The sequence below is a fragment of the Streptomyces sp. NBC_00873 genome, assembly GCF_045207415.1.
In the GTDB taxonomy this organism is placed as follows: Bacteria; Actinomycetota; Actinomycetes; order Streptomycetales; family Streptomycetaceae; genus Streptomyces.
This window is the reverse complement of record NZ_CP108803.1, coordinates 8,898,867-8,924,741: the sequence shown is the minus strand read 5'-3', so window position 1 is coordinate 8,924,741 and position 25,875 is coordinate 8,898,867. Positions and strand designations below refer to the sequence as shown.

Genomic DNA, 25,875 nt, shown 5'->3' with positions numbered 1-25,875 from the left:
GACCTTGGCGGTGAACTCGTAGACGGTGTTGGGTTCCACCTGCCGGACCGGCTTGTTGACCATCCCGCGCGAGACCCCCGTGCCGCGCACCGGAAGATTGCCGCCGCGTGGGTACCGGCTGTCCCCGTCGTAATCGAGCCCGACCTGCGCCGCGTGGCCCGATCCGGACGCGCCCCGGGCGACGAGGGAGGCGTGGTAGTACTGACCGCCATCGAATGTGCCGGATTCGAATCCCGGGTCGGTCATCACCGGGTCGTCGCCGTCGGCGCTCGCCGGGGAGCCGCCCAACGTCGTCAGTGCGGTGGCGCACAGGGTCAGCGCCGCAACGGTCGCCAGCATACGCCGTGACACGGTCACCAGCTCCTTGAGGCGGTCGATGAGTTCGCCGGACAGGTCGGCGTACGCGGATGCCGTCACCGTACCGCCGGGCAGGGCCTTGCCGACCAGGGAACCACGCCAGTCGGCAGCGGAGCGCAGGGGCTGCCCGTGCGCCAGGAATGGATAGCGGGTGAGGGCGTCGGCGCCGCGCTGCGGGTGGAAGGCGGGGGCCTCGGTGCGGGCCGGGGAGAACGTGGACGACTCGATGCCGAGACCGGCGACGGCGATCACGGGACAGGGTGCTGGCATGGCTCCTCCGCGAGCTGACAGGGGGTGGTTGCCGGGGCCTACGGGGGTGGCCGCCCGTGCCCGGCGTCAGGGGTGGTCATGGCCGGTGACCGCGTGCAGTGCCTCGGTGAGCGACCGCCGCAGCGCGAACCGGCCCGCAACCGGCTTCGTACGGCGGCTGCGAAGCGCTCGAGCGTGGACAGGATCCCGCCGAGATACACGACGTCCGGGTTGAAGAAGTTGACGTTTGCGGCCAGCGCCATGCCGAGGTAGCGCCCGGCCTGCCGGACGGCGCGCGTGGCCTCGGGGTCGGCGTCGCAGGCGAGTCGTACGACGTCCTCGGTAGACGTCACCTCAAGGCCCCGCTCGCGCAAAATCGGGACGAGCGCCGCACCCGAGGCGACGGTCTCCAGGCCTCCGGCGCTGCCGCGGGAGCAGGGGATGTGGTCGGCGGCCTCGACCCGGACGTGGGTGATCTCACCGGCTATGCCTGAGCCGCCCCGATAGAGCTGCCCGTCGGCGATGCTGCCCACTCCGATCGCCGTACCGCTCTTCACCGTGGTCAACTGGCGCCTCCCGGCCGGCTGCGCGATGTGCTCGCCAGCGGCCATGCAGTTGGCGCCATGCTCAATGGCCACCGGGACGCCGAAGCGGTCCTCCGGCCAGGTGCGGACGGGGAAGCGGTTCCATCCGGGCATGCGGGAGGGGAGCGTGACAACGCCGGAGGCGAAGTCGACTGGGCCGGGCAGGGAGAGGCCGCCACCCTTCAGCAGAGCCCGGCCGGGCTGCTCGGCGAGGCCCTCCAGGGTCTGCGCCAGACCGGGCAGTGCAACCTCGGGTCCCTCTTCTGTCGCGAACGGCACAGTGGACACGCCGCTGAGCCCGCCGCCAGGCAGCACCACGCGACTCACGACCCATCGGACGCGGCCTGGTCGCGCGTGTGCGTCCGGTAGAGGTCGAGTTCGCCGTCGAGTTCGAGGGCCAGCACGGTGCACAGCGGGTCGAGGTGGTCATCGGTGAGGTGGATGTACTCCCATCCGGGTACCTCGCCGAGGCCGCCGACGCGCTCGTGCCGCACCTCCATGTCCGCGCCGAGCACCCGTACCGAGGTCACCGCGTTGCGTACACCGCGGAGGACCACGAATTCGTTGGGGCGGTCGAAGACGAAGAGATACAGCGTCCTTCGGTCGGCGGAGAGCGTCGAGGGGCCGTAGAAGTGGCCGTGCGGCATGCCTCGGTCCGCCCCGTACACGGCGGCGGAGTGCCGGCCGATCCACTCCCCCAGGGCCTCCAGACGAGCGACCTGCTCCGGGAGGATGGTGCCGTCGGCCTGGGGACCCACGTCGAGGAGCAGGTTGCCACCACCGCCGATGGTCTCCGCGAAGATGCGGACCAGCTGCCGCGGCGACTTGTGGTGGGTGTCCTGGGGCTGATAGCCCCAGGAGTCGTTGATGGTCAGGCACAGCTCCCATGGGCCGGCGGGTGGCTCGATGGGCACGCCCTGTTCGGGCGTCGCGTAATCGCCGTGGCCGGTCAGTCTGCCGTTGACGACGGTGTGCGGGGAGCGCGTACGGATCTCCGCGGCCAGATCGTCCATGCCCCATTGTTCGGGGGTTCGCTCCCACTCGCCGTCGAACCACAGAACGTCCGGCTGGAAGCGTTCCAGGATCTCGCGGACCTGGGTCCGGTGGAAGTCCAGGAAGTTCCCCCATCGGGCCGGGTCCTCTTCGCCGGGAGCGGGCATCGAGTAGGGGTTGCCGCGTTCCGCCGGGTCCTCGTCGGGCCCGCGTAGTGTGGCGTAGTCCGGGTGGGACCAGTCCAGGTGGGAGTAGTAGAGGCCGGCCTTCACATCCCGTCGGCGCAGCGCCGCGACGTACTCGGCGACCAGGTCACGCCCGGCGGGGGTGCGTTTGACCACCGACAGGTCGTTCGCACCGGTGTCCCACAGTGCGACTCCGTCGTGGTGCTTGGCGGTGAGCACGGCGTAACGGGCGCCCGCGCGGACGAAGAGGTCCGCCCATGTGTCCGGGTCGAAGCGGGCGGCGGTGAATCGGTCGAGCTGCGCCATGTACTGGTCGTACGGAATGCGGCCGTCGAAGAACGACCAGGACTCAGCGACGCCGTCGACGCTGTAGATGCCCCAGTGGATGAAGATTCCGAGTTTGGCCTCGGTGAACCAGCGTTGCGAAGTCATCGTGACAGCTCCGTCAATTGTGTCAGGGAACCGCCACTCCTCCGGTGGAGGAGTGCCCCAGGGCTCGTGGGGGAGGCTCAACTGCCCAGATGCTCGGGGCCGGGGGCGTCGTGCGTGTCCCAGCCGTGCGCGTCCCGGGCGGGGCACGTCGCCGCGTGCCTGCCCGAGCACCGCACGGCGACCGGCCCGGCTGCCCGGTGGCGCTCCGTCATGCGGCGCCCCCTTCGATCGCAAGCACGGCCGCAGGCTCCCCCCGCAGCTCCTCCGGCACGACCACCGTGCCGTCCGGGTCCGTCGTCGCTGTCCGGCGGCCGGCTGCGGTGAGCCAGCTCGCGGGGCGGCCGGCGGCGGGCTCGGCGACATCACGGGTCAGCGTCAGCCGCCCCTCGCCCGGCGCCAGGTCCGCCACGAACAGGGTTTTCTCGCGCGTGGTGTAGCGGACGGGGTGACCGGCCACGTCGGTGTGGCGGCGCCATGGCCGGGTCCCATAGACCGCGTCGCCGTTGACCCGCAGCCACTGCCCCAGCTGGCGCAGCCGTGACACCTGGTTCTCGGGCAATGAGCCGTCGGCCTGCGGGCCCACGTTGAGCAGCAGGTTTCCGTTCTTAGCCACGGTGTCGACGAGCAGCTGGATCAGCTCAGCACCGCCGATGAGGTGCCGGTCGTCCTCGACCACGTTATGGCCGAAGGACTGCCCGAGTCCCCGGCATGCTTCCCACACCTGCTCGGACGGCCCCTGCTCGGTCAGGTACTCGCGTGTGCGCACACCGTGGTAGGGCACGCCCCAGCGGTCGTTGAGCAGGCCGTCGGGCGCCTGCTTCAGATAGCGGGCGAACAGGGCGGCCAGGTCTCGGTCGCCGCGGCCCTTTCCGTCGTCCGGCCAGTCGATGTCGTTCCAGAGGTAGTCGGGCCGGAACCGCTCGATCAGTTCGTCGAGCTGTGCGTGTGCGTAGTCGGCGAAGGCCCTGTCGTTGCGGCGCAGTGCGAACAGGTCCGTCAGCGAGCGGATCGGCGGGAACGCGCTGACGTGCCAGTCGAGGGCGCCGGAGAAGTACAGTCCCAGCCGCAGATCGTGGCGGCGTGCGGCGCCGCTCAGCTCGGCCAGCAGGTCGCGGCGGGGCCCGCGGCGTGCCGCGGTGAAGGGGGTGGTGCCCGAGTCCCAGAGGCAGAAGCCGTCGTGGTGCTTGGCCGTGGGCACGACGTAGCGTGCGCCGCATTCGGCGAACAGGCTCATCCACGCGTCGGCGTCGAAGCGTTCGGCCGTCCAGAGGTCGGCCAGGTCCTCGTACGAGGTGCCCACGCCGTACGTCTCCTCGTGGAATCGGCGGGTGGGCGATGCGGCGAAGCGGACGGTGTTGGCGTACCACTCGGCGTAGGGATGGTGGACGAACTCCAGCTCGACGGGGGTGTGGACGTCGGGGTCGCGAGGTGTGCCCCAGGCGGGCACCGAGTAGACGCCCCAGTGGATGAAGATGCCGAACTTGGCGTCGGTGTACCAGCGCGGCACGGAGGCGGAGGGGTAGACGGGTGTCTGTGCACCGAGGTCGGGACCGGTGCGTTGGTCGAAGCGCAGCAGGGGATTCTCCTTGGTGGCCACGGCGAGCCGTGTCCGGCCGCCGTGGCGGGGTTGCGGCGTGATGTGTCAGCGGCCGGCCAGGCCGGTGGCGGCGATGCCTTTCACCAGGTGCTTTTGCAGTGCGATGAGCAGCACAAGGGTCGGGACGAGGGAGATGACGGAGGCAGCCATCACCAAGTGCCACTGGCTGCCGTTCTGTCCGAAGAACAGCTCCAGGCCGAGCGGTACCGTGCCGAGCGCGCTGACGTCGTTGACGATGATGAGTGGCCACAGGAAGCTGTTCCAGTAGCCGATGAAGGTGAAGACCGCGAGCACGCTGAGCGCGGGGCGGGCGATCGGGAGCATGACGGCGAGGAAGGTGCGCAAGGGTGAGCAGCCGTCGAGGGTGGCGGCCTCCTGCAGCTCGTAGGGGATTCCGCGGAAGAACTGCCGCAGCAGGAACGTTCCGAAGGCGGTGAACGCCCAGGGGAAGATGAGCGCCTGGTAGCTGTTCACCCAGCCGAACTGCTGCATGAGGATGAACATCGGGACCACCAGGACTTCCTGCGGCACCATCAGGGTCGCGAGGAACACCAGGAAGAGGCCGTCCCTGCCCCGCCACCTCAGCCGGGCGAAGGCGTAGGCGCCCAGTGAGGAGGCGGCGAGGACGACGAGCGTGCCGATGGCGGCCACCAGCACTCCGTTGAGGATGAACCGCTGGAACGGCAGAAAGTCGAAGACGTCGGCGAAGTTCCGCCAACGCAGGTGGGAGCCGATGAGCGAGGTCGGGTCGGCGAAGGTCTCCCCCGGCGGTTTGAGCGCGGTGGCCACGGCGTAGAGGACCGGTGCCAGGAACAGCAGCGTCACCGCTATGAGCAGCGTATGAGAGACCGCACTGCGCGGGGTCCAGCGGATCTTGTCAGTGCTCATAATGCACCCACCGCTTCTGGCCGAGGAACTGCACGGCGGTGATCAGCAGAATGACGGCGAAGAGGAGCCATGCGCCTGCGGCGGCCACGCCGAGGTCGCGCGAGACGAAGCCGTTCTCGTAGACGTTCTGCACCATCGTCACCGTCGAGTCTCCTGGTCCTCCGCGGGTGAGGATGTAGGTCTGGGTGAACACCTGCATCGATGTGATCATGGTCATGGTGGTGACGAAGAAGACCGCGGGTGACATCAGCGGCAGTTGGACGTGCAGGAACTTCCTCAGGCCCCGGGCACCGTCGATCTCCGCCGCTTCGAGCACGGAGCGCGGCAGTTCGTCGATGGCGGCGGAGAACACGATGAGGTTGTAGCCGATGCCCTGCCAGACGCTCATGACGACCACGGAGATCATCGCCGTGCCGGAGTCGGCGAGGAAGTTCGGGGCGGTAATGCCGAACCAGCTGCCGAGGTAGTGGGCGATGACGCCCTGGGGCTGGTAGAGCAGCTTCCAGATCACGGCGTTGACCACCATCGGTGTGATCGCGGGAATGAAGAAGAGCACCCGGAACACCTGCTGCCAGCGGCTGTGGGAGATCCAGAACGCCAGGGCCAGGGAGAGCATGACGTTGAGCGGCAGGAACAGTGCGGTGAAGACGAAGGTGTTGCGGACGGAGACGAGGAAGCTGGGGTCCTCCAGCAGCAGGTAGCGGAAGTTGTCGAGTCCGACGAAGGACCGTTGGCCGAAGATGGGCCAGTGGTACAGGCTCATCACGACGGCCATGGCCACCGGGAACAGGGTGAAGACGGTCAGTCCGAGGATCCCCGGGGACAGGAAGCCGTAGGCGTACCAGCGTTCCCGGCGACCGGGGCCGCCGCGGCGTTCCCGGCTCGGCCGGGCGGCGAAGCGGGGCGCGGGCCGGGTGCTGGGCTCGAAGGGTCGTGTCGCCACGGTTCAGCGTTCCGCCTTCTTCTGAATGGCCGTCAGCGCCGCTTCGGCGGTCGTCGACCCCGTGTAGGCCTCGAGCAGGTACTGGCTGAACAGGGTGTTGACCTCGTCCCAGTTCCGGGTTCCGACGAATGGCACTCCGCCGGCGAGGCCGTCGCGGACGGCGCTCATCCCGGCGTTGACCGTCTCGGTCTTCCCGCCGGTCTGCTGGGTGAGGAACTTCTCGTGCGCGGGCTGCGCCGCGGTGCGGGCGGGGAAGACGCGGCCCTGCCCGGCGAGGTAGTTCTCCGCCTCGGGTCCGGTGAGCACGGACAGCGCCTTGACCGCTTCCTTCTTGTAGGCGCAGCTCTTGGAGATGCCGAAGCCGGAGTTGGCGACGTAGGTCTTCGAACCGTCGGGTCCGGCGGGGATCGGCGCCACGCCGACCTTGAACTTCGCCTGGGCGGAGGTGGAGCCGAGGTTCCAGGTGCCGTCGACGGCCATCATCGCGTTGCCGTTGACGAACTGGGTCTCAGCCCATCCGCCGTCGCTGGAGCTGGCCGGGACGCTCGCCGCCTTGTCCTTGGTGGCCAGGCCCGCGTACCAGGTCAAGGCCTTGACCATCGCGGGGTCGTCGAGTTGTGCGGTGCCGTCGGTGGTGACGGGGCGGGCGCCGTTGTAGGTCAGCGCCATGGTCAGCGAGTGGAGGTCGGAGAAGGAGAGCGCGAAGCCCGTCTTTCCGTTCCTGGTCAGCGACTTCGCCGCCTTCTCGAAGTCCGCCACGGTCCAGCCGGTCTTCGGTTCGGCAAGGCCCGCCTTCGCGAACGCGTCCTTGTTGTAGTACATGAGCATGCTGGCGAGGTCCATCGGCAGCGCGTACTGCTTGCCTTGCCACTGCAGGGCCTTGAGCGCGGCCGGTTCGAAGCCGTCCGTAGCGGTGGTGCCCTTGAGGTCGTCGTCCAGCGGCTCCATGAGGTCCGCGAAGCCGGACAGCCGAAGGCTCTGCATGCTCACGATGCAAGGCTGGTCGCCGCCCGCGGCCTGGGTCTGCAGCTTGGTGAAGTAGTCCTTGAACGGGGCGGTCTTCAGGTCCAGCTTGATGTCGGGGTACTCCTGGGTGACGAGCGAGGCGAGGTGCTTCAGCTGCTTCTCCTCGTCCGCTCCGCTGGCCCACATCTGCCAGCTCAGGGTGACGGATCCATCCGACCTCTTCGATCCTCCCGACCCTTCGCCGGATGTGTTTCCACACCCGGCGAGTGCGACGAGTGCTCCCGCCGCCACGACACTGGCCCACTGCGCGGCACGCAAGCGCATCGCTTGACCTCCTCAATTGACACTCGGCAGGGGAATGTTGGTGTGACGGAGTATTTTTTTCGGGCCCGAGTAAAATGGGACGGTAGAGGCGCACAGATCGGACGTCAAGGGCTCCAACTCGGCGCGCTCACCGGCGAAAGGGGAGGGATGAAGGCACAACGCCCCGCACCTGGGGATCTGATCCAGACCGAGATCCTGGCGCTGCTCGGGGCGGCCGGGCCGCTCAGCCGGGCGGAGATCGCGCAACTGCTGCGTGTGGGTGCCGCGACGGTCACCGACCACACCCGGCGGCTCATCGGCGAGGGGTTCATCCGCGAACTGAAGCCCCACGCCTCCTCCGGCAAGGGCCGTCCCCGCGTTCCGCTCCAACTGGTCCCAACGGCCGCCCACGTCCTGGGCCTGCGCGTCGCCATCGATCATCTGGCCGGCGTCGTGGTCGGGCTCGACGGGCAGATCACCGAAGAGTTCCGTCTCCCCCTGCGGGTGGCAGAGTCACCCGTTCCGCTGCTCACCCGGGTGCTGCAGGAGGAGATCGAGGCGCGACAGAACACAGCGCCCATCCGCGGGGTCGGCGTCGCGGTCCCCGGCATGGTCGATCCGATGACGGGCGTCGTGCGGCTCTCCGCGATCATGGACTGGCACGATCTGCCGCTGGCCGCGGAGCTCGGCCGGGCCCTGCCCGTGCCGATTCTCGTCGACAACGACCTTCGTTCCAGCACGACGGCCGAGCTGCTGTTCGGCATGGGCCGTGATCACGACGACTTCCTCGTCCTCGGCATCGGTGACGGTCTCGGTATGGGAGTCGTGCTGGAGCGACGCGTCCAGCGCGGCGCGGACGGATTCTCGGGCGAGTTCGGCCATCTGCCGGTCGATCGGACCGGGCCGCGATGTAACTGCGGCAACCGCGGCTGTCTGCAGTCCCTCGTCGGGCAGACGGCACTCCTGGAACGGGCCCGCCGCGCCGGCGTCGGGCTCGGACCGGGGGACGGGCTCTCCGAGCTGGTCGACGCCGCCGAACGGGGGGAGCCGGCGGTTCTCGCAGTCCTGGACGAGGCCGGCGAGCTACTCGGGCGCAGCGTCGCCGGCGTGGTCAACGTCCTCGCGGTCAAGGCGGTCAAGGTGATCGGCGAGAGCCTCGTGCTGTGGCCCCACCTCGGCCCGGCCTTCACCGCCGCGGCCGTCGCCGGGGCGATCGAGCCGCTGCGGGACCTGGAGATCACCGTGTCACCGTGGCGGGACACGGAGCACGCGCGGGGTGCGGCCTGTCTGCTGCTCGCCCGCAGCGGAGCGATCACCAGAGCCTAGCCCGTACGACGCCGCGCGCCGTACGGGCCTGACACGGCCACACTCACCGAGCCCGTACGCGGATTACGCCGTCATCCCTCCTTCACACGGCCGTAGACCTGGACCTCGGCCATGTTGAACTCGACGGGGGTCGTGCCGGCCAGCCACACCCGCACATACCGGCCCCTGGCCGTGGTCGCGATCGTAGTGGGGCTTGCGGCCTGATCCGTCTCGTGGTGGCTCCAGGCGCCCGCCTTGCCGAACTGGTCCGCGAGCGTTCCCGAGAAGGGCTGGTCGGACGCCAGGACGTAGTAGTCCTTCGTCCGGTCCGCGCAGCAGTCCGTCCGGTTGTAGATCTTGATCTTCTCGAGGTCGACGCTCGTTCCGAGATCGACCTGCCACCACGGCTGTGCCTCACGGCCGCTGGTGGTGGAAAAGTTGAAACGGTCACCGTCGACAGCCTTGTCGGCGCTGAAGGGGAACGTTCCGCCCCAGTCGTAGTCGGAGATCTGGGTCGCCGTCTTCCCACGGGCGAGTTCACGCAGAGGCGGCAGTCCCATCGACTCGTCGTGGAGATTCTCCACGCGCGTGACGAAGTCCTCGATGAACGGATCGCCGATCTTTACCTGGCCGTGCTGGTGGTGCTCCGCCGGGTCGACCGTGATCTGCGAGGCGGTGGCGGCGAGGGAGTCCATGGACTTGCGCTCCTTGGCAGCCTCGGCCGCGTTCCCGGCATCGATCGCGGCAATGGTGTTCAGTCCGTGCTCCATCGCCTGTCCCCACAGTTGCGTGGCGTCCAGCCAGCGGGAGGCGTCGGAGAGGAACAGCTTGTCGGGCACGCCCTCCCGGATGACGGCCGGCGCCCGCGTCACCGCGCGCACGGACGGGCGGAATCCGCTGAGCGCGGCCCGCGCATCGGTTCCGTACTCATGCCAGAACCGCTCCAACTCCGCGCTGAACACCGGCGCCTGCGGCTGCCATAGCTCGGATCCGAAGGTCGGGGCGGCGTGGTTGAGGTCGACGAACACCTGCACCGCGTCGACCGTACGGTGGTCCCCCGCGGCGAGGTGGAGGGCCGCCTGACGTCCGGAGCGGGCCCGGTCGTAGCCCTGGTCGTTCCACGAGAAGTCCGACATCGTGAAGACCGCGAGCTTGCTGGCGGCCTCCTGGTTCATCGGGTTGGAGACGATACCGCTGAGATGGTCGGACAGACCGGGCTCACGCTTGTCGTACGGCGCCAGCAGCAGTCGCCCCGCGGTCCGGCCGAAGTCATTGACCGGGTAGTTGTCCCACACGAAAACCTTGCGGCCGAAGAGTTCGGCGGCCTTGGACGCCTGCGCGTTCGTGATCTCCTGCGGCACCACGTCCGTCCCGGTCCACATCACCTGCACCGCGGGGTCGAGCGTGGCACGGATCGTCTGCTTGTACGCGGTGTCGGTCAGGTCACCGTACTCCGTGGGCACCATCTGCAGCGGGTAGGCGCCGGGACGCTCGGCGATGAAGTCGCGCTGCACCGTGTTCAGCAGGCTCACCTGGGCGCGGGCCGCCGCCCCGCGGCCCGGAGCGCCGAACTTGTCCCCGTCGCCGGGGCAGTTCCAGCGTGTGTAGCTGATGTCGTCCAGCGGGATCGAGAACGACCGCACGCCCGCGTCGAACAACGCCCGCATCTTGTCGGTGAGCGCCTTGGTGTCGGCCGGGTCGGAGTAGCAGATGGAGGCACCGGGTGAGACAGCGAAGGTGAAGCGCACGTGGTCGGCCAGGGCGCGGTCGATCAGTTCGCGCAGTTCGGCGAGCTTGGCCGGGGGGTAGGGCTCACGCCACTTGTCCCGGTGGTACGGGTCGTCCTTCGGCGCGTAGACGTAGGTATTGGACTTCATCTCACCGAGGAAGTCCATGTGGTCCAGACGCTCGGCCGCCGTCCACGGCGGTCCGTAGAAGCCCTCGATGGTGCCACGCAGCGGCATCGAGGGGTAGTCGCTGACCTGAGCGCCCGCCACCTTCCAGCCGTCGTCCCGGCGTTGAAAGAGCTGGCGTAGGGTCTGTACGGCGTAGAACTGACCCGCGTTGTCCGTACCCCCGAGTGCGATCTCCGGCTGCGACTTCCTCCCCGAGACCCGCAGCGCGTAGCCCTCCGCGCGGCTCGGCACGGCGGTGTCACCCAACGCGTCCGCGATGTCCGGGCGATCGGCGGGTCCCAGTCTGACAGTGAGCAGACCCGTTGACGCTCGCGGGACGTTGCCCGGGGAAACGTTGTCAACGCGCGCGGCGCCGTGCTGCTTGAGCTCGCGGACAGCACGGTCACGGGCTACCGCGTCCGTGTGTTCGTCCACGACCAGCAGCACCCGGCCGGTGACGGGCACATCCTCGCCCGAGCGGGAGATGAACTGCGGCGTCGGGGAGACCGGCGGCAGCGGGCGGGCGCCCGCCGAGGCGGCGGTGCGCGCGTCCGTACGTTGGACGGCCTGGGCGCCGACGCCGGGCGGAAGAACTCCGAGTGCCATCCAGCCGGCTATTGCGAACACTCCGGCGGCGATTCCACGTCTTCTCACAAAGCCCTCCAGCGGGTGGCCTAGATGTACTGCCCTGTGAGACACCTCAGGGTTCTAACTCGTCAAGCGGCGGCAGTGAGTTCGATGGGGAAGGCGGTTCGTTCGTCGAACAGCTTGCGGTGCTGGAGGCAGTGGTAGAGCTGGCCGAGCATGCGGTTGAAGAGGTTTCTCTGGGCGGCAGCGTGCCAGTCTCCGTGGTCGTCGCGGCGCCTTCGGTAGTGGGTTTTGGCGCCGGGTGAGGCGGTGATGGCGGAGAAGGCGGAGAAGGCGGAGAAGGCCCAGAGACACCTCACGGTGGTAAGCAGTCAAGTCGCTTGGTGCTGTGTTCGAGTCAAGGGTTTGTTGCGTGGGTGTCCTGGCAGCGTAAGAATGTGCGGGCATGAGCGATCTCGACCCCGTCACCCAGGCAACCCTGCGTTCGGCAGGCTGGTTTCCTGGGCGCCGTGTGGACACCAGCCTCTGGCGTGTGAGCTTCGCGGAGGCCGAGCTGGTGATGCACCCGGCCGCAGAAGAGTTCTTGGCGGAGTTCGGTGGTCTGCAGGTCGGGTCGCGGGGTGCCGGGATCACGCGTGCTCGCGAGGCGTTCGACCTGGACCCCATGAACCTCTGGTGCAGTGAGGAGGACCGCTTCGCAGCCTGGAACGAGGCCAGAGGGGTCATGGTCTTCCCTGTTGGTGAGCTCGACCACGGCCATGCTCTTCTCGGAATCGACGAACACGGGGAGCTCTATTCAGTCCAGCCCTTTCGCCTGGCCACTTTCGGGCGGCTTCCGGCAGGTTTGGACGGCCTCGTTCTCGGGGTCATGCCTCACAGGGTTGCCTGACTTCGGCGTTCACCGGCTGTCCAGCGGATCCGTCAGGCCGCAACGGTCAACGCTGTGGGGAAGGCGACACGTTCGTCGAACAGCCGGCGGGCTTTGAGGCAGTGGTAGAGCTGGCCGAGCAGCCGGTTGAAGAGATTGCGCTGGGCGGCGGCGTGCCAGTCGGAGTGCTCGTCGCGTCGGCGCCGGTAGTGGGCTTTGGCTCCCATGGAGGCCGTCAGGGACGCGAAAGCCCAGAGATATCCCGCATGGTTGAGACGGTCGTTCTTCACCCAACGCCGGGTGATGCTCGACTTCTTCCCCGACGCCCGGGTGATGGGTGAGGCTGCCCTTGCCGAAAACCTTATCCGCTCAGGTGGGAGGCGGTGTTCGGGGTGCGCGGGTTCTCGAGCACGGACACTCGAATCGGTACTCGCGCACGGCTGAAGATCACCCGGCATGATGGCCGGGCGTGCTGCTTCGACTGGCTTACCTGACCGTGACGAACGCATTCGCCGCGCTGCGCCTGCTGCCCACCAAGTCTGCCAGGGTGCGGGGGTTGCGCTCGCCCGCGGCCAGAGCGTCCATCATGGCCCGGCCCGAGAGGCCGAAAAGGTCGGAGACCACCGTGGAGAGCTTGATCTGGGCGTCCTCGAGGAGTTTCGCGGCGCGGTGCTTGTGCCGGGTGCGGTCCTGGGTGAACGCGGTGCGGGTGCGGGTGAGGTCCCGCAGCTGCCGCACCGGCTTGGGCGGCACGAACGAGGCCCGGACCATTCCGCGTTCGGTGAGCTTGGCGAGCCAGACCGCATCCAGTTTGTCGGTCTTCGGCCGGCCGGGCACGTTCTTCATCTCGCGGGCGTTGACCAGCCAGCACTCAAGGCCCCGGCTCTCCAGGAGGTAGAAGAAGGGCTTCCAGTAGCTGCCGGTCGCCTCCATCACCACCCGCTGGATGTCCTGGCACAGCAGCCGGTCGCCCAGCTCCAAGATCGCGTTGGTGGTCGATGCCACCGTACAGACCTGCTGTACCTGGCGGCCCTCGACCTTGTCATGCGGCACCCGTGTGCACACCACCGCCGAAGCCTTGGCGATGTCGATCGCTGCGACCCGGGCGACGGTTCCACCGTCCTGCTCTTCTCCGGTCTCCTGCACGGCCGTCCTCCCCTCCTGCACCTCTTGGGCGGGGCTGTCCAGGGAGCCGGAGGGGAGTTGGAGAAGCTGAACGGCGTGTTCGAGACGACAGTGTGCGGCCCCTCGGTCGGTTCCCTCACCAGACTCCTATGCGGGCTCAACGGCCCAAGCGTCAAACGGCGTCGGCGGACAGCCCCGTACCGATTTTCACGCCCGCGAGGCGTCACGTCAGGGACACGGGCGACTCTTATATCCCGGCGGCCGGACAGCCCACCCGCATATAGGAGTTGCCCGGGTGGAGTCCCTTCATAGGGGTGCCGTCGCGGGGCGGCCGAGGGGTGTCGACAGCGTCGGTCAGTGGCCGGGGCCGGTCACCGGAGCGGGCCGCTCGCAGGTGCTGGCGACCGGGAGTGCACGGCCCTGGTCCGCAGCGGCCATGAGGGTGAGCATGATGTCCAGGACGTGGGCGGCGAGTTCGGCAGAGGCGCGGTGCGGGCGCCCCTCCGCCAGGGCCTCGGCCAGGTCGGCAAGTCCAGTACCGCGGCCGCCGTCGCGGTAGCCGGCGCTTACGGGCAGGGTCTCCCAGCCGGGGCCGCGGTTGATGTCGACGGGTCCGTCGAAGCCGTTGGGGTCGGGCACGGACAGCGAGGCTTCGGTGCCGTGTACCTCGATCCGAGGCAGGCGAGCGGCCTTGACATCGAAGCTCATGACCAGGGTGCTGAGCGTTCCGTCGGCGTGCTCCAGGACGCCGGTGACGTGGGTGTCCACCTCCACTGAGAAGTTCTGTCCGGTGCGGGGGCCGCTGCCGATGGTGCGCTCGGCGCGCCGCCGGGACGAGGCCCCGGTCACCTTGACCACCGGGCCAAGCAGATGGACCAGGGCGGAGAGGTAGTACGGGCCCATGTCGAGTAGCGGGCCGCCGCCGGGCCGGTAGTAGAACTCCGGGTCCGGGTGCCAACTCTCATGACCGGCACAAGTCATGAAGGCGGTGGCGGCGACGGGACGGCCGATCAGGCCGTCGTCGACGGCCTTGCGGGCGGTCTGGGTGCCGGTGCCGAGGACGGTGTCGGGGGCGCAAGCCACCCGCAGCCCCGCCTCGCGGGCTGCGGCGAGCACAGCCTCGGTCTCCTTGCGGTTGGCCGCGAGCGGCTTCTCCCCGTAGACGTGCTTGCCGGCGCCGAGGGCCGCGAGGGCAACTTCTGCGTGCGCGGCGGGTATGGTCAGGTTGAGCACGGCGTCCACGTCGTCCCGGGCCACCAGTTCGGCAAGGGATCCGACGACCGCGATCTTCCCTTCGTTTCCCGCTCCCCCGGCTGCCCCCTCCTGGGCGAGTGTCTGGGCACGGTCCCGGTCGAGGTCGGTGACGGCTGTGAACTGAACGGACGACAGGCGATCCAGCGTGGCGAGATAGGCGCCGCTGATCTTGCCCGCACCCACGATGCCGATCTTCAGCGGCTTGCCCACAGCAGTCCCCTTTCGGTCATCGTGCGGACCTCCGGCACGTCGAAGTCGTCCGGCTTGTGCCCGATGGTCGAGACGAAGACCCGCCCCGCGCCCCAGGTCCGGGTCCAGACGGCGGGCATCACCACAGGTCGGTCGCGCAGTTCGTCGGACGGGAAGGTGGTGGTGGCCAGTACCTCGATGTGCGGGTCGGTGAGCACCCAATACTGCTCGGTGTGCACGTCGAAGTCGTGGAGCCCCGCGATGACAGGGTGCTCGGCCTGCTCGGGCAGCAGGTGCACGGTGTGGTCGAGGAAGCCCGGCGGGTGCATCACGAACCGGCCTCCGGTGAGCAGGTGGTAGCCGTGGTCGAGGAAGGAGTCGACGATGCCGCCGTGCCAGCCGGCCAGTCCGGTGCCGGCGCGGACCGCGGCGGCGAGGTTGTCGCTCTGCTGGCGGGTGATCGTGCCCATGGTCCAGCACTGCACGATCAGGTCGGTCTCGACCAGGCGCTCGGCGTCCTCGTAGACCGCGAGGTCCTCGGAGGTTTCGACGGCGAATCCGTGGTCCTTCAGGAAGGGGACGAACCCGTCGCTGATCGCCACAGGCTGGTGCCCGTCCCAGCCGCCGCGGACGACCAGCGCCCGCCGGGTGATGTCAGTAGTCAATGTAATTGCACGCTCCCATCGGTGCGAGAAATGAGATCCGGACTGAAGAGTCGTCCGAGGGTGTCAGCCGACCACAGCGGCGAAAATGTGCATGGCAGACTGCCCGGCCGTCGAGGTCTGGCTGCAGCCAGTGTGCCGGTTTCCTGGCTGTCCGCAGAGGCCACGGACATCCGGGACGGTGCGATGTGGACCGTCCCGACGGGGGTGTAGCCGAGGTCGTCACTGCCTGTCAGTCCACGGCGAATTCCACGGCGAAGGTCGCGGGGGCGGCGACCAGGACGTGCCGCGGTGACTGCGCCGGGCCGCACGAGGCGGTGCCCAGGCCGTGGTGTTCGCTGTCCAGATGGAGACGGATCCGGCCGTCCGGACGCAGCTGGTTGTGGTGATCCGCGGCGGCGAGCGCCGCTGTGCTCCACGGCCGTGCGGTCAGGTCGATGACCGGGAGCCCGGAGATCAGCAGGCTGGGGCCGTGCGACGTGGTGATCCGTGCGTGGCGGACCTCGCGCCGGTTGCCGTTCTCCTGTGGCCGGACGTACGGGGTCTGCAGCGCCACGACGGTGGACCGGAAACGGCCGACGCGGCCGGCCGCCTGCGAGTCCCGATAGGCCTCGCCCGGGCCGCGTCCGAACCATTCGACGTCGGCGTCGGTGCCGAGCAAGGACATCAACACTCCCAGGCGCGGCAGCGGAACCGGCCAGTCGCCTTCGGGGGTGACCGTGACCTGGAGGCGCAGGCCGGTCGCGTCGGCGCCCGCCTCGGCTTGCGGGGTCGTCCAGCGGTAGACGATGCCCAGCCCGGAGCAGGAACCCGAGGCGGCCAGGCGAGCGCTGACCACCAGGCCCGACGGGCCGGGCTCGACGGTCAGGGTTCGGTGATGCATGCGGTCCAGGCCGGCCGCGCGCCATGCGGCGGCCTCAGCCAGGCCGAGTTCGTCGTTGTCGGTCGGGGCACGCCAGACGTCCAGCCGCGGCCCGTCGAGATCCAGAGCGCCGAGCCGCGTCAGCGCGCCGGTTCGGCGGTCGAACCGGGCGGCGCCGAGCGTGATGGCGTCCTCGCAGACGAGAGCGGCGGCCAGGGTGAAGTCCGTCGTCGGCGTGCTCAGCCTCAGCAAGCCCTGCCCCCAGCCGATCTCGTGACCGGCGTCGGCCCAGCTCGCGTCCTCGGCGAGAGCGGCCCTGAGGGTCAGCCACACCTCGCAGCCGGAGGCAGCCTTGGCCGCGGCGTCGACCGCCGCGGCCAGGTCGTCGGGCCAGGCCACCAGCGTCTCGTTTCCCGGTGCGACGGGCGGTACGGACAACTCGCCGGATCCAACCGGCTTGCCGTCGTCTTCGACGGTCCAGGAGAAACGCAGGTATCCCGTGCCGCGGCTGTGGTGGAGGCTGCGGATGCCAATCCGCCGCGTGGAGGCGTCGATGACGATCCGGACCGGTTCGATCACCTTCTTGTACTCGACGAGCCCCGGCGAGGGCGTCCGGTCGGGGAAGACCAGTCCGTCGGCCACGAAGTTACCGTCGTGGATCTCCTCGCCGAAATCGCCGCCGTAGGCGTAGAACGGTGAGCCGTCCTCGGCGACCTGCGCGATGCCGTGGTCGATCCACTCCCAGACGAAGCCGCCGGCCAGCCTAGGATGCGACTCGAACACGGCCTGGTACTCGGCTAGAAGGCCTGGGCCGTTGCCCATCGCGTGGGCGTACTCGCACGCTATGAACGGTAGACCGCGGCGGTGCTCGTCTTCGGCCGGGTCGGTGGTGCGCTGTTCGCGGCCCCGGCCGATCGCCTCGACTTCGTCGATACCGGGGTACATCAAGCCGTAGATGTCGACGTAGGAACCGCTCTCGTTGTTGCCGGTGTAGTGGATCGGCCGGGAGTCGTCGTGTTCGCGGATCAGGGCGGCCATGGCTGCCAGGTTCTGCCCCGTACCGGCCTCGTTGCCCAGCGACCAGACGACCACACAGGGGTGGTTCTTGTCCCGCTGCACCATGCGCTCGGCACGATCGAGATAGGCGGGCAGCCACGCGGGGTCGTCGCTGGGATTGCCGCGCCAGTTCGCGTACGCGAAACCGTGGGTCTCCAGGTCGCATTCGTCGAGGACCCACAGGCCGTAGGCGTCGCAGAGGTCCAGGAACCGGGTGTCCGGCGGGTAGTGGCTGGTTCGGACCGCGTTGACGTTGTGCTGCTTCATCAGCAGCACGTCGGCCAGCATGGTCTCCTCGGTGAGGGTCCGTCCGGTCAGCGGGTGCCATTCGTGCCGGTTGACGCCCCGGAAGGTCAGCGGTCGGCCATTGGCAGTCAGCACCCCGTCGACCACCGCGATGCTGCGGAAGCCGATCCGCAGGCCCACTCGCTCGCCGCCGGTGGTCAGACTGCCCTCGTAGAGCTTGGGCTCTTCGTCCGACCACGCGGTGACGCCTTCGAAGGTGTGCGGTCCGGCGGGATCGGCGTCGATCAATCCGAGTTCGGGTATGGACAACCGGGCCGAGGACGTGGTCCGGACCGACAGCGTGCCACGGCCGGTCTGGTGGTCGAAGTCGGCGCGGACGAAGAAGTCCTCGATCCCGCGGGCGATCACCGATACCGACCGGAAGATCCCCGACAGCCACCACATGTCCTGGTCTTCCAGATAGCTGCCGGAGGACCACTGGTGCACGCGCACCGCCAGCACGTTACGCCCCGGGCGCAGCGTGGACGAGATGTCGAATTCGGTAGGGAGCCGGCTCCCCTTGCCGTCACCGAGCCGGATCCCGTTGAGCCACACAGCGAAACAGGAGTCGACGCCCTCGAACCGGAGCACCGCGTCCTCGATCGGGAATCCGTCCGGTACGTCGAAAGCCCGACGGTACTCCCCGGTCGGGTTCTGCTCGGGAACTCGGGGCGGATCAACCGGAAAGGGATACTGGGTATTCGTGTAAGCCGGGGCTCCGTAGCGCGGCTTGCCGGGAATCCCGGCCATCTGCCAGCACGACGGGACCTCCAGCAGTTCCCACGCGGCGTCGTCGAAACCCGCCTCGGGCAGGCCCTCGGTCAGGTCGTCCAAGCCTGTGGCGAGCCGGAACCGCCAGGCGCCGTCGAGCGGGATCACCGGGGCGTCGGAAGCAAACGCCGCCCGCGGACGGAGCCGCCCGCTGCCGGGCGACCGGTCTTCGACGTATGCGGAGGAATCTGTAATGGTCATGAGCATCTCGACTTTCGACGTTTTCGTTGATCGTTGTGGGGTCGCCCAGGTGGGTGAGCAGGCGTCATTTGGGCGCTGTCACGTCGGCTGAGTGAGGTTTTCTCAGCGGTGATCACGTCCAGATTCCGTTGAGGACGAGGGCTGCTCGCGCGATGCCGCCGATCCTGCTGGGGTTGAGCGTGATGTGTTGCTGGGTGCGCCATCTTTGCTTGAGCTCGGCGGCGGTGCGTTCTCCGAGGGCCCGGACGTGCCGCAGCAGGGTGTTGAACATGCGGGTGTCGACGTGAAGTGCTCATTCCGATCTGCCTTTTGGGCGACGGACGGGGATGAGGATGCCGATGCCTGCGCCGATATAGCCCTTGTCCGCCAGGGTCGGCAGGCCGTCGGCCGCTGCCTTGGACAGCGCGGGCAGGACGTGGATGCGCGCAGCGGTGATGTCGGGAGTAGAACCGGGTTCGACGTCGGAGACCCACAGCGGAGTGCCGTCCGGGGCTGACAGGAACTGGATGTTGCCTCCGAACGCCTTGTGCTTCTGGCTGAACCACAGGTCGTTGCCGTTCTCGCGGACGCCCGCAAGGCGGCCCGACTCGATCAACGTGCCGTCCAGGACCACGTGCGTCATGTTTTCCTGCCGACATCGGGCCAGGACCTCGTGCAGGTCCGGGGCCTGATCGGCGAGGACGTCGATGCCCTCGTGCAGGTAGCGGTAGCCGGTGGCCTGAAAGATGCCGGCGTCGCGGGCCAGACAGTGCACGCAGCCGCGCTCGCGGAACCAGCGCAGCACCAACGCCGCCTGCCTGCGATCTCTTTATATCGTCTGCTCACTGTCGAGGACCCTTCGTCCATCAGTGACTATTCGATGCATCGCTACTACGGGATTGCGGAGAGCATGTCCGAAAGATCCCGTAAGCCTGTGATGTGACAGGCTGGCCGGGGCCCGGTTGAGTGGCCTTGACCAGCCGGGACGTCACGTCGGGCCCGCGGGTCCTTCAGCCCGTGAGGCCCAGATCGGGGCGATCCCGGATCTCGACGGTCTCCCCGGCCTGGTGCAGTTCCAGGACTACGATCTCGTTGCGCCCGGTGCGCCACACGGGGGCTGGCGCGTAGAGGGTGCGCTGGGGACCGCGGTCCCAGTACCTGCCGAGCGCGAACCCGTTCAGCCACACCATGCCCTTGGTCCAGCCGGGCAGGGCGATAAAGCCATCGGCAGGGGTTGCGAGATGCACCTCCGTGAGGTGGAACGCGGGGCCATCGGTCGTGAGCCGCTCGAACTGGAGCTTCGTCAGGTCATTGAGGGGCAGCGGACGGATCTCCCAGCCGAACTGGTACTGGGTGTCCAGGCGCACCCCGCCACTGATTCCCTTGCGGTCCTCCAGCCACGGGCCGTAGTTGATCCGCCCCATGTTCTCCACCAGCACCTCCAGTTCGGCGCCCGCGGCGTCGATACTGAGCGGCAGCCCGTCCATCGGCCGGTCGCGCTCAAGGACTCCGAGCGGTGCACCGTCCAGGAAGACCTGCGCGCGGTCGGCGAGGCCGGAGATGCGCAGCGTCGCGTCCGGGAAGGAGCCACGCACCCGGGTGCGATAGTGGATCAGTCCGTACGCCTGACCCAGGGCCTCCATGGGCTCGGGTGCCACCCGCTGGAGCGGCTCGGACAGGCAGTCCAGGGATGCTCGCAGCGAGGCCGTGCCACGCGGCTTCAGCACTCGGGGGGTGAGTCTGGCGGGCAGGGTGGGCGGCTCGTGCCTGATCGGACCGAAGTGCCGTGCGATCACGTTGCGGAAGGCGTGGAACTTCTCGGTCAGTTCTCCTGCTTCGCCGACGGGTGCGTCGTAGTCGTAGCTGGTGCAGGTGGGCTGGTAGGTGGTTCCGTCATGATTGGCGCCGTTCCACCAGCCGAAGTTGGTGCCGCCGTGGCCCATATAGATGTTGACCGAGGCTCCTTGCGCGAGCATCCAGTCCAGGTCGTCCGCAGCTTCCTGTGCGTCGCGGACGTGGTGGTGCTCGCCCCAGTGGTCGAACCAGCCGTGCCAGTACTCCATGCTCACCAGCGGGCCGGTCGGCTGGTGGCGGCGCAGCACGGCCAGAGACTCCTCAGGGCGGGAGCCGAAGGTCGCCGTGGCCAGGGTGCCGGGGATGTGCCCGCCGCGCTGGCAGGGGTCGGTGGCGCCGTCGGCAGTAAACAGCAGGCAGTTGGCGCCGCGGCGGATCAGGCCGTCCCGAAGGTGCTGCAGATATGCGGTGTCGGTGCCATAGCTTCCGTACTCGTTCTCGACCTGCATGGCCACCACGGGACCGCCGTTGCTGGACAGCAGTGGGACGAGGACGGGCAGCAGCACATCGAACCATGCGTCCACAGCGTCGAGGTAGCGCTCGTCGGTGCAGCGCAGCCGCAGGTCGGGATCCGCGAGCAGCCAGGCGGGCAGGCCGCCGAACTCCCATTCCGCACAGATGTAGGGGCCCGGCCGGACGATCACGTCCAGCCCAAGGCCGCCGGCGGTGGTGATGAAGCGGGCGACATCGGCCGGGCCTGTGAAGTCGTACTGCCCAGGGACTGGCTCGTGGAGGTTCCACGCGATGTAGGTCTCTACGGTATTCACGCCCATGGCGCGCAACCTGCGAAGACGGTCGTCCCACAAGTCGGGGTGAACGCGGAAGTAGTGAATGGCGGCGGAGATGATCTGGTGGGACCGACCGGCGCGCAAGAAGCCGGAGTCGGTGACCGTCAGCTGGACGGCGGGGCGAGTCGCGTTCACGGCTACTCCTGGGTGGGTGGAGAGGTACGTCATGTACCAGTCGGCCGCGCGACGCGCTCGCGTGAGCCGTCGAGGCCTACGCCGATCAGTTTGAGCACGGTGGTCACCTGCTTTCGGGCGCGTCGGGCGCGGTGGTCAGGGCGGCGCGGCCCGCCTCGAGGCGGGCCGCCGGGATCTGGTACGGCGAGCAGGAGATGTAGTCCACGCCGGTGCGGTGGATGAAGTGGACAAAGTCCGGGGCGCCCTCGTGCTCACCGCACACTCCGGTCGGAGTTGGCAGAGCGGCCCTACCGGACGGACGACTTGATCAGGTTCGTCACGCTGTCGCGGCTGGTGCTGAACCAGTGTGCGAACTCGGTGGCCTCCTCCGGGTGTTGGCAGCCCTTGGCTTCGCGTAGCCGCCGCTCGACCCTGCCTGCACCTTCTGGAACGTGACCTTGATGTTCGGATGGCTCCGGTTCCACAGGGCAACCGATTGCTCGTAGCCCGGAGCTCAGCCCCAGAATTCCAGACTCACCTTCTTGCCCTGGCCCGAGTCCTCGCTGCCCGAGTGGTTAGAACTGTAGGACGTCGCTGTCGAGAGCGCTGCGATCGCGAACAGCGAGGCACCGACGCGCGTCATCCATCGGGGTGCCAACGTCCCTCGCTTCCTCTCCCCATACATGTCATGATTCCCCTTTCTCATGTTCATCCCATCTGTGATGCGGGACTACAACGTTGTGTTTCCGTGCATCGGGCCGCCGACAAAGGTTGCCTGGTTCGCGAAGTATGCGGTGATCTGCGGGTCGGGGGCTGGGACATAGACCGGCCTGCCCCCGTCCCGGAGGGAGAGAGTGGCGGCGTAGCCGGCAGCCGCGGCCTCGCGGGCTGCGACCGGGGAGGTGAGGGTGGCTGCTCCCGTCCGGACAAATTGCAGGAATTCCGCGACGAGTTTGGGGTCCGCTCCCCCGTGGGTGCCCTTTGGGGTGTGGACCTGCACGGTCAGGTCGGCTTGCGCGCGGTAGTCCGAACGGCGGTTCCATATCTTTACGACGGAGCCCTCGGCGTCGCCGAAGTTCTCCAGTCGACCCTCGGTCCCTATGACGGTGTAGTTACGCCAGTAGTCCGGGGTGAAGTGGCACTGCTGGTAGCTGGCGAAGACGCCGTTGTCCAGTCGCATCTGCATCATGCTCAGGTCTTCGACGTCGATCACCGGGTTGAGGCCGGTCAGACTGCGCGGCGGCCAGTTCTCCTCCGGTGAGATCCAGTCCGTCATCCGCTCCCCTGGCCCGCGCTCGCGCCGCGAGGTGAGGTCGCCGTAGACGACCAGGCCGCCCATGGCGTTCACCAGCCGGGTGTACCCGCCTGCGAGCCAATGGATGACATCGATATCATGAGCCCCCTTCTGCAGCAGGAGACCCGTGGTGTTGCGCCGGTCGGCATGCCAGTCCTTGAAGTAGAAGTCCCCGCCGTGGCCGACGAAGTGCCGGCACCAGATAGCCTTGACCTCGCCAATGAGCCCCTCGTCGATGATCTTGCGCATGGCGAGGACGACCGGCATGTGGCGCATGTTGTGGCCGACGTACAGGGGCGTCTTGTGCTTGCGGGCGGTCGCGAGGAGGCGGTCGCATCCCCATGGGGTGATCGCCATCGGCTTGTCCAGGAACACCGGGACGCCGGCCCGCAGGAAATCCACTCCGAGGGGCTCATGGGTGTGATCCGGCGTCAGGATGAACACCGCGTCCAGCTTTGCGTCCAGCAACTCGCGGTGGTCGGTCGTGGTCCGTACGCCGGCGCCGAGGCGCTCCGGCGCGGCGTCGAGTATCCGGCGGTCCCGGTCACAGCAGGCGACCACGCGGGAGCCGGCCCCCGGCCGGTGCGCGAGCCCGACCATGTCGCTGCGTACACCCATCCCGATCACGCCGAGCCTGATGTCGTCCATTCTTGGAGTCCTTTCACTCCTCGTTGAGATGAGGAGCCCGTCAGCCCTTGCTGCCGGTGAGGGCGATGCCCTGGAAGAATTGCCACTGGAGGAAGAGGAAAGCCGCGATCATGGGCGCAGACGCCATCAGGGACCCCGCCACGAGCCGTTCCCTCCGCAGGCAGTGGTACCGAGGAGCAGTCCGGCGGCCGCGAGCACGGCTCCCCAGGAGGATCTGCTCCACACCGGTCCCCGTGGCACGACTTCGCCAGCAACAGGCTGTGGCTGGTGGCGGACCGACGCCAGTTGCCCCGCACGAATGAGTGCACGAAGTGCAGATGCCCGACCGGCTCGATCTGCATGATCTCGCCGATGGCTCCGGAGTCGAGGAGCTCGCGCAGCTTTTGCGTGTACGAGGTGTATCTCAGCACGTGGCACACCGTCACGCTGACGTTGTTGCTGCTGGCAGCGGCCTCGATGTCGTCGCAGTCCTCCGGGCTGGTGGCGATCGGCTTCTCCAGCAGGATGTCGTAGCCCGCCTCCGCGAACGCGACGCTCGCGTCGCGGTGCTCCTGATCGGGCAGCGTGACGATCGGCGTCAGCGAGGCGCGGCTGCGCGGCGAGTTCACGCCAGTCGCCGAAGACCTGCGCGCCGGGGAATCCGCGGGTGAAGCGGGCCACCGTGGTCGGGTTCGGCTCGGCCACCGCGACGATCTCGACGCCGGGGATCCCGGCCGCCCCCGACGCGTAGGCATGGCCGCGCATTCCGGCGCCGACCACGGCCAGGCGGATGTCTCGCGTGCTTGGGATGACGGCGTCATCCCTTTGATGCACCACTGAGCAGTCCCTTCACGAAGTATTTCTGCAGGAAGATGAACAGGATCACGATCGGGATCGTGGCGAGCACCATGAAAGCGAACACCGCGCCGTAATTCGACACGTGCTCGCTGATCTGGCGGTAAATGCCGACGGTGACCGTGCTGCCGCTGGCCGGGCCCAGGATGATCAGCGGGGTGATGAAGTCGTTCCACAGGCCGACCGCCAGGAAGACGATGACGCTCGCTCCGGCCGGGCGCAGCAGCGGGAACACGATCGCCCAGAACGTGCGGACGGGCCCCGCCCCGTCGATGGCCGCCGCCTCCTCGAGCTCCTTCGGGATGGTCCGCATGAATCCCGTGAACACCAGCACCCCGAACGGCAGATTCCCGGCGACGTAAACGATGATCAATCCGAGCACCGAGCCGATCAGCCCGAGATCCCGCAGCATGCGCAGTAGCGGCAGCAGCGTCGTCGCCTGCGGGATCATCAGGCCGAGCGGGATGGCGACCCACAGCGCCTTCGCGAACCAGCTGGTCGATCGCACCATGTAGTGCGCCATCATCGCGGCGACGATGGTCGAGATCGCGGTGGCGATGACGGTGATCTGGACGCTGTTGATCAGGCCGTTCCAGAACAGCGCGTCGGAGCGGGTGAGCACGTCCACGAAGTTCTGCAACGTCAGCGGCCCGGCGGGGATACCGGGGTACCGGTAGATGGCGTCCTGCGTCTTGAACGAGTTCAGTATCACCAGGTAGATCGGATAGATGAAGATCACCGTGACGACCAGCGCGACCAGCGTGCGGGTCAGCCCGGCGCGGCCCATGTCGACACTGGTCTTGCGTCGCCTGCGACGCGCGCGGCCCGGATCTTCGTTGACGGCGACCGGTTCTGCCGTGATCACAGGTCCACCTCTCGCTTGCGCATCAGTCGGATCGAGAGCAGCGAGATCGCCGCGATGATGAGGAACATCACTGCCGCCTTCGCGGCGCCGTAGGCGATAGCACCGGAGTCGATCCCGGTTCGTATGACGTCGAAGGAGAGCGTCGACGTGGTGCCGACGCCCGGCCCGCCGTTCGTCATCACCTTCACCTGGTCGTAGATCTTGAAGCCGTTGATCATCGACAGCACGGTCATGATGGTGACGGAGGGCGCCAGCATCGGCCAGGTGACGGTCCAGAAGCGGCGCACCGGGCCCGCGCCGTCGATGGCTGCCGCTTCGAGCATTTCCTTGGGGACGCTTTGCAGCCCCGCGAGATACAGCACCACGCACACGCCGACCGCCTGCCAGGCGACGATGCCGCCTACGCTGTACAGCGCGAGCGCGGGATCGGACAGCCAGCCGGGCGGATCCGGCATGAAGGATCGCAGGGCCGAGTTCACCAGGCCGTCATTCTTGAGCAGCTGCTGCCAGATGACCGCGACGACGACCGAGGACAGGATGACGGGAGTGAAGAAGACGGCCCGCATCGCGTTGAAGGCCCACCCGCTCCGATCCAGCAGCACCGCGATGCCGAGCCCGAGTGCGTTCGGCACGATGGCGCTGATGATCGTGAGGATCACCGTGTTCCGGAGGGTCTGCATGTACGCCGGATCGGAGAACAGCCGGGCGTAGTTGTCGAACCACACGAACGAGGTGGTGACCCGGTAGGCGCTCTCGTTGGTCAGGCTCGACCAGAACGCCACCAGCAGCGGCCAGAGCACGAACGTCGCGTAGAGCGCGGCGCCGGGCACGGCGAAGAGGAGGAAATGGAGCGGACTGCGCGGAATCAGCCGGCGCTTGGTCCGCGTGTGCGTGGATGACATGTTCTTCCCGATCTGGCTTCAGGAACGGGGATGGCGCCG

The 25,875-nt window shown here is 68.2% G+C and carries 21 protein-coding genes and 4 pseudogenes; 2 read left to right on the top strand and 23 right to left on the bottom strand.

The features are described from left to right. Positions 1-357: 357 nt before the first annotated feature. The 8 genes and pseudogenes from OH809_RS41525 to OH809_RS41490 all read right to left on the bottom strand — a co-directional run. Positions 358-627: pseudogene (locus OH809_RS41525) on the bottom strand (M81 family metallopeptidase); the annotation flags it as partial. Positions 628-665: 38 nt separating this feature from the next. Then, positions 666-1,478: an ROK family protein gene (locus tag OH809_RS41520; protein WP_406516211.1), complete on the bottom strand. Its 813-nt coding sequence runs from the start codon at positions 1,476-1,478 to the stop codon at positions 666-668. 35 nt (positions 1,479-1,513) lie between these two features. Then, positions 1,514-2,800: an alpha-L-fucosidase gene (locus OH809_RS41515; protein WP_406516210.1), complete on the bottom strand. Its 1,287-nt coding sequence runs from the start codon at positions 2,798-2,800 to the stop codon at positions 1,514-1,516. A gap of 77 nt (positions 2,801-2,877) precedes the next feature. Further along, positions 2,878-3,012, bottom strand: a complete 135-nt coding sequence (locus OH809_RS41510) for a hypothetical protein (protein ID WP_406415769.1) — start codon at positions 3,010-3,012, stop codon at positions 2,878-2,880. After that, positions 3,009-4,397 (bottom strand): alpha-L-fucosidase, encoded by a 1,389-nt coding sequence (locus OH809_RS41505; RefSeq protein WP_406415771.1) that lies wholly within the window; start codon positions 4,395-4,397, stop codon positions 3,009-3,011. Before OH809_RS41505 ends, OH809_RS41510 begins: the two co-directional genes overlap by 4 nt. A gap of 45 nt (positions 4,398-4,442) precedes the next feature. Next, positions 4,443-5,285: a carbohydrate ABC transporter permease gene (locus OH809_RS41500; protein ID WP_406415773.1), complete on the bottom strand. Its 843-nt coding sequence runs from the start codon at positions 5,283-5,285 to the stop codon at positions 4,443-4,445. After that, the gene (locus OH809_RS41495) at positions 5,275-6,228 is read right to left on the bottom strand and encodes a carbohydrate ABC transporter permease (protein ID WP_406415775.1); all 954 of its coding nucleotides are present in this window, start codon (positions 6,226-6,228) and stop codon (positions 5,275-5,277) included. Before OH809_RS41495 ends, OH809_RS41500 begins: the two co-directional genes overlap by 11 nt. A 3-nt stretch (positions 6,229-6,231) precedes the next feature. After that, positions 6,232-7,518 (bottom strand): ABC transporter substrate-binding protein, encoded by a 1,287-nt coding sequence (locus tag OH809_RS41490; protein WP_406415777.1) that lies wholly within the window; start codon positions 7,516-7,518, stop codon positions 6,232-6,234. A 147-nt stretch (positions 7,519-7,665) separates the two neighbouring features. Here OH809_RS41490 and OH809_RS41485 point away from each other — a divergent pair, with 147 nt between their 5' ends. Continuing rightward, positions 7,666-8,823 carry an ROK family protein gene (locus OH809_RS41485; protein ID WP_406415779.1) on the top strand — a complete coding sequence of 386 codons (1,158 nt, stop codon included), beginning with the start codon at positions 7,666-7,668 and terminating at the stop codon, positions 8,821-8,823. A 71-nt stretch (positions 8,824-8,894) separates the two neighbouring features. Here OH809_RS41485 and OH809_RS41480 read toward each other — a convergent pair whose 3' ends face one another. Both OH809_RS41480 and OH809_RS41475 read right to left on the bottom strand, forming a co-directional pair. Beyond that, the gene (locus tag OH809_RS41480) at positions 8,895-11,303 is read right to left on the bottom strand and encodes a beta-N-acetylglucosaminidase domain-containing protein (protein WP_406415781.1); all 2,409 of its coding nucleotides are present in this window, start codon (positions 11,301-11,303) and stop codon (positions 8,895-8,897) included. 110 nt (positions 11,304-11,413) lie between these two features. Next, a pseudogene (locus tag OH809_RS41475) lies at positions 11,414-11,611 on the bottom strand (IS110 family transposase); the annotation flags it as partial. Between the two features lie 119 nt (positions 11,612-11,730). Between OH809_RS41475 and OH809_RS41470 the strand changes: the two are divergent. Then, the gene (locus OH809_RS41470) at positions 11,731-12,174 is read left to right on the top strand and encodes an SUKH-3 domain-containing protein (RefSeq protein ID WP_390102668.1); all 444 of its coding nucleotides are present in this window, start codon (positions 11,731-11,733) and stop codon (positions 12,172-12,174) included. Between the two features lie 32 nt (positions 12,175-12,206). On the opposite strand, the pseudogene OH809_RS41465 reads toward OH809_RS41470, so the two are convergent. The 13 genes and pseudogenes from OH809_RS41465 to OH809_RS41405 form a co-directional block, all read right to left on the bottom strand. Further along, positions 12,207-12,536, bottom strand: a pseudogene (locus tag OH809_RS41465) (IS110 family transposase); the annotation flags it as partial. 103 nt (positions 12,537-12,639) lie between these two features. Then, on the bottom strand, positions 12,640-13,299 hold the full coding sequence (locus tag OH809_RS41460) for a transposase (protein WP_406415783.1): 660 nt from the start codon (positions 13,297-13,299) through the stop codon (positions 12,640-12,642). Between the two features lie 333 nt (positions 13,300-13,632). After that, positions 13,633-14,742 (bottom strand): Gfo/Idh/MocA family protein, encoded by a 1,110-nt coding sequence (locus OH809_RS41455; RefSeq protein WP_406415785.1) that lies wholly within the window; start codon positions 14,740-14,742, stop codon positions 13,633-13,635. After that, positions 14,727-15,386 (bottom strand): ThuA domain-containing protein, encoded by a 660-nt coding sequence (locus OH809_RS41450; RefSeq protein WP_326791527.1) that lies wholly within the window; start codon positions 15,384-15,386, stop codon positions 14,727-14,729. The genes OH809_RS41455 and OH809_RS41450 overlap by 16 nt, the downstream gene beginning before the upstream one ends. Positions 15,387-15,615: 229 nt before the next feature. Next, positions 15,616-18,558, bottom strand: a complete 2,943-nt coding sequence (locus OH809_RS41445) for a glycoside hydrolase family 2 TIM barrel-domain containing protein (RefSeq protein WP_406415787.1) — start codon at positions 18,556-18,558, stop codon at positions 15,616-15,618. 112 nt (positions 18,559-18,670) lie between these two features. After that, on the bottom strand, positions 18,671-18,829 hold the full coding sequence (locus OH809_RS41440; RefSeq protein WP_406516209.1) for a hypothetical protein: 159 nt from the start codon (positions 18,827-18,829) through the stop codon (positions 18,671-18,673). A gap of 21 nt (positions 18,830-18,850) precedes the next feature. Further along, on the bottom strand, positions 18,851-19,342 hold the full coding sequence (locus OH809_RS41435; protein ID WP_406415791.1) for a transposase family protein: 492 nt from the start codon (positions 19,340-19,342) through the stop codon (positions 18,851-18,853). A gap of 205 nt (positions 19,343-19,547) precedes the next feature. Further along, complete coding sequence (locus OH809_RS41430) at positions 19,548-21,314, bottom strand: glycoside hydrolase family 35 protein (protein ID WP_406415793.1); 1,767 nt, start codon at positions 21,312-21,314, stop codon at positions 19,548-19,550. 103 nt (positions 21,315-21,417) lie between these two features. Then, positions 21,418-21,606 (bottom strand): annotated as a pseudogene (locus tag OH809_RS41425) (putative PEP-binding protein); the annotation flags it as partial. Positions 21,607-22,023: 417 nt separating this feature from the next. Beyond that, on the bottom strand, positions 22,024-23,235 hold the full coding sequence (locus OH809_RS41420; protein ID WP_406415795.1) for a Gfo/Idh/MocA family protein: 1,212 nt from the start codon (positions 23,233-23,235) through the stop codon (positions 22,024-22,026). Then, positions 23,211-23,843 carry a Gfo/Idh/MocA family protein gene (locus OH809_RS41415; RefSeq protein ID WP_406415797.1) on the bottom strand — a complete coding sequence of 211 codons (633 nt, stop codon included), beginning with the start codon at positions 23,841-23,843 and terminating at the stop codon, positions 23,211-23,213. Before OH809_RS41415 ends, OH809_RS41420 begins: the two co-directional genes overlap by 25 nt. 188 nt (positions 23,844-24,031) lie before the next feature. Next, a complete protein-coding gene (locus OH809_RS41410; protein WP_406415798.1) occupies positions 24,032-24,934 on the bottom strand; it encodes a carbohydrate ABC transporter permease in 903 nt (300 codons plus the stop codon). Further along, a complete protein-coding gene (locus OH809_RS41405; RefSeq protein WP_406415800.1) occupies positions 24,931-25,836 on the bottom strand; it encodes a carbohydrate ABC transporter permease in 906 nt (301 codons plus the stop codon). The genes OH809_RS41410 and OH809_RS41405 overlap by 4 nt, the downstream gene beginning before the upstream one ends. Positions 25,837-25,875 lie beyond the last annotated feature (39 nt).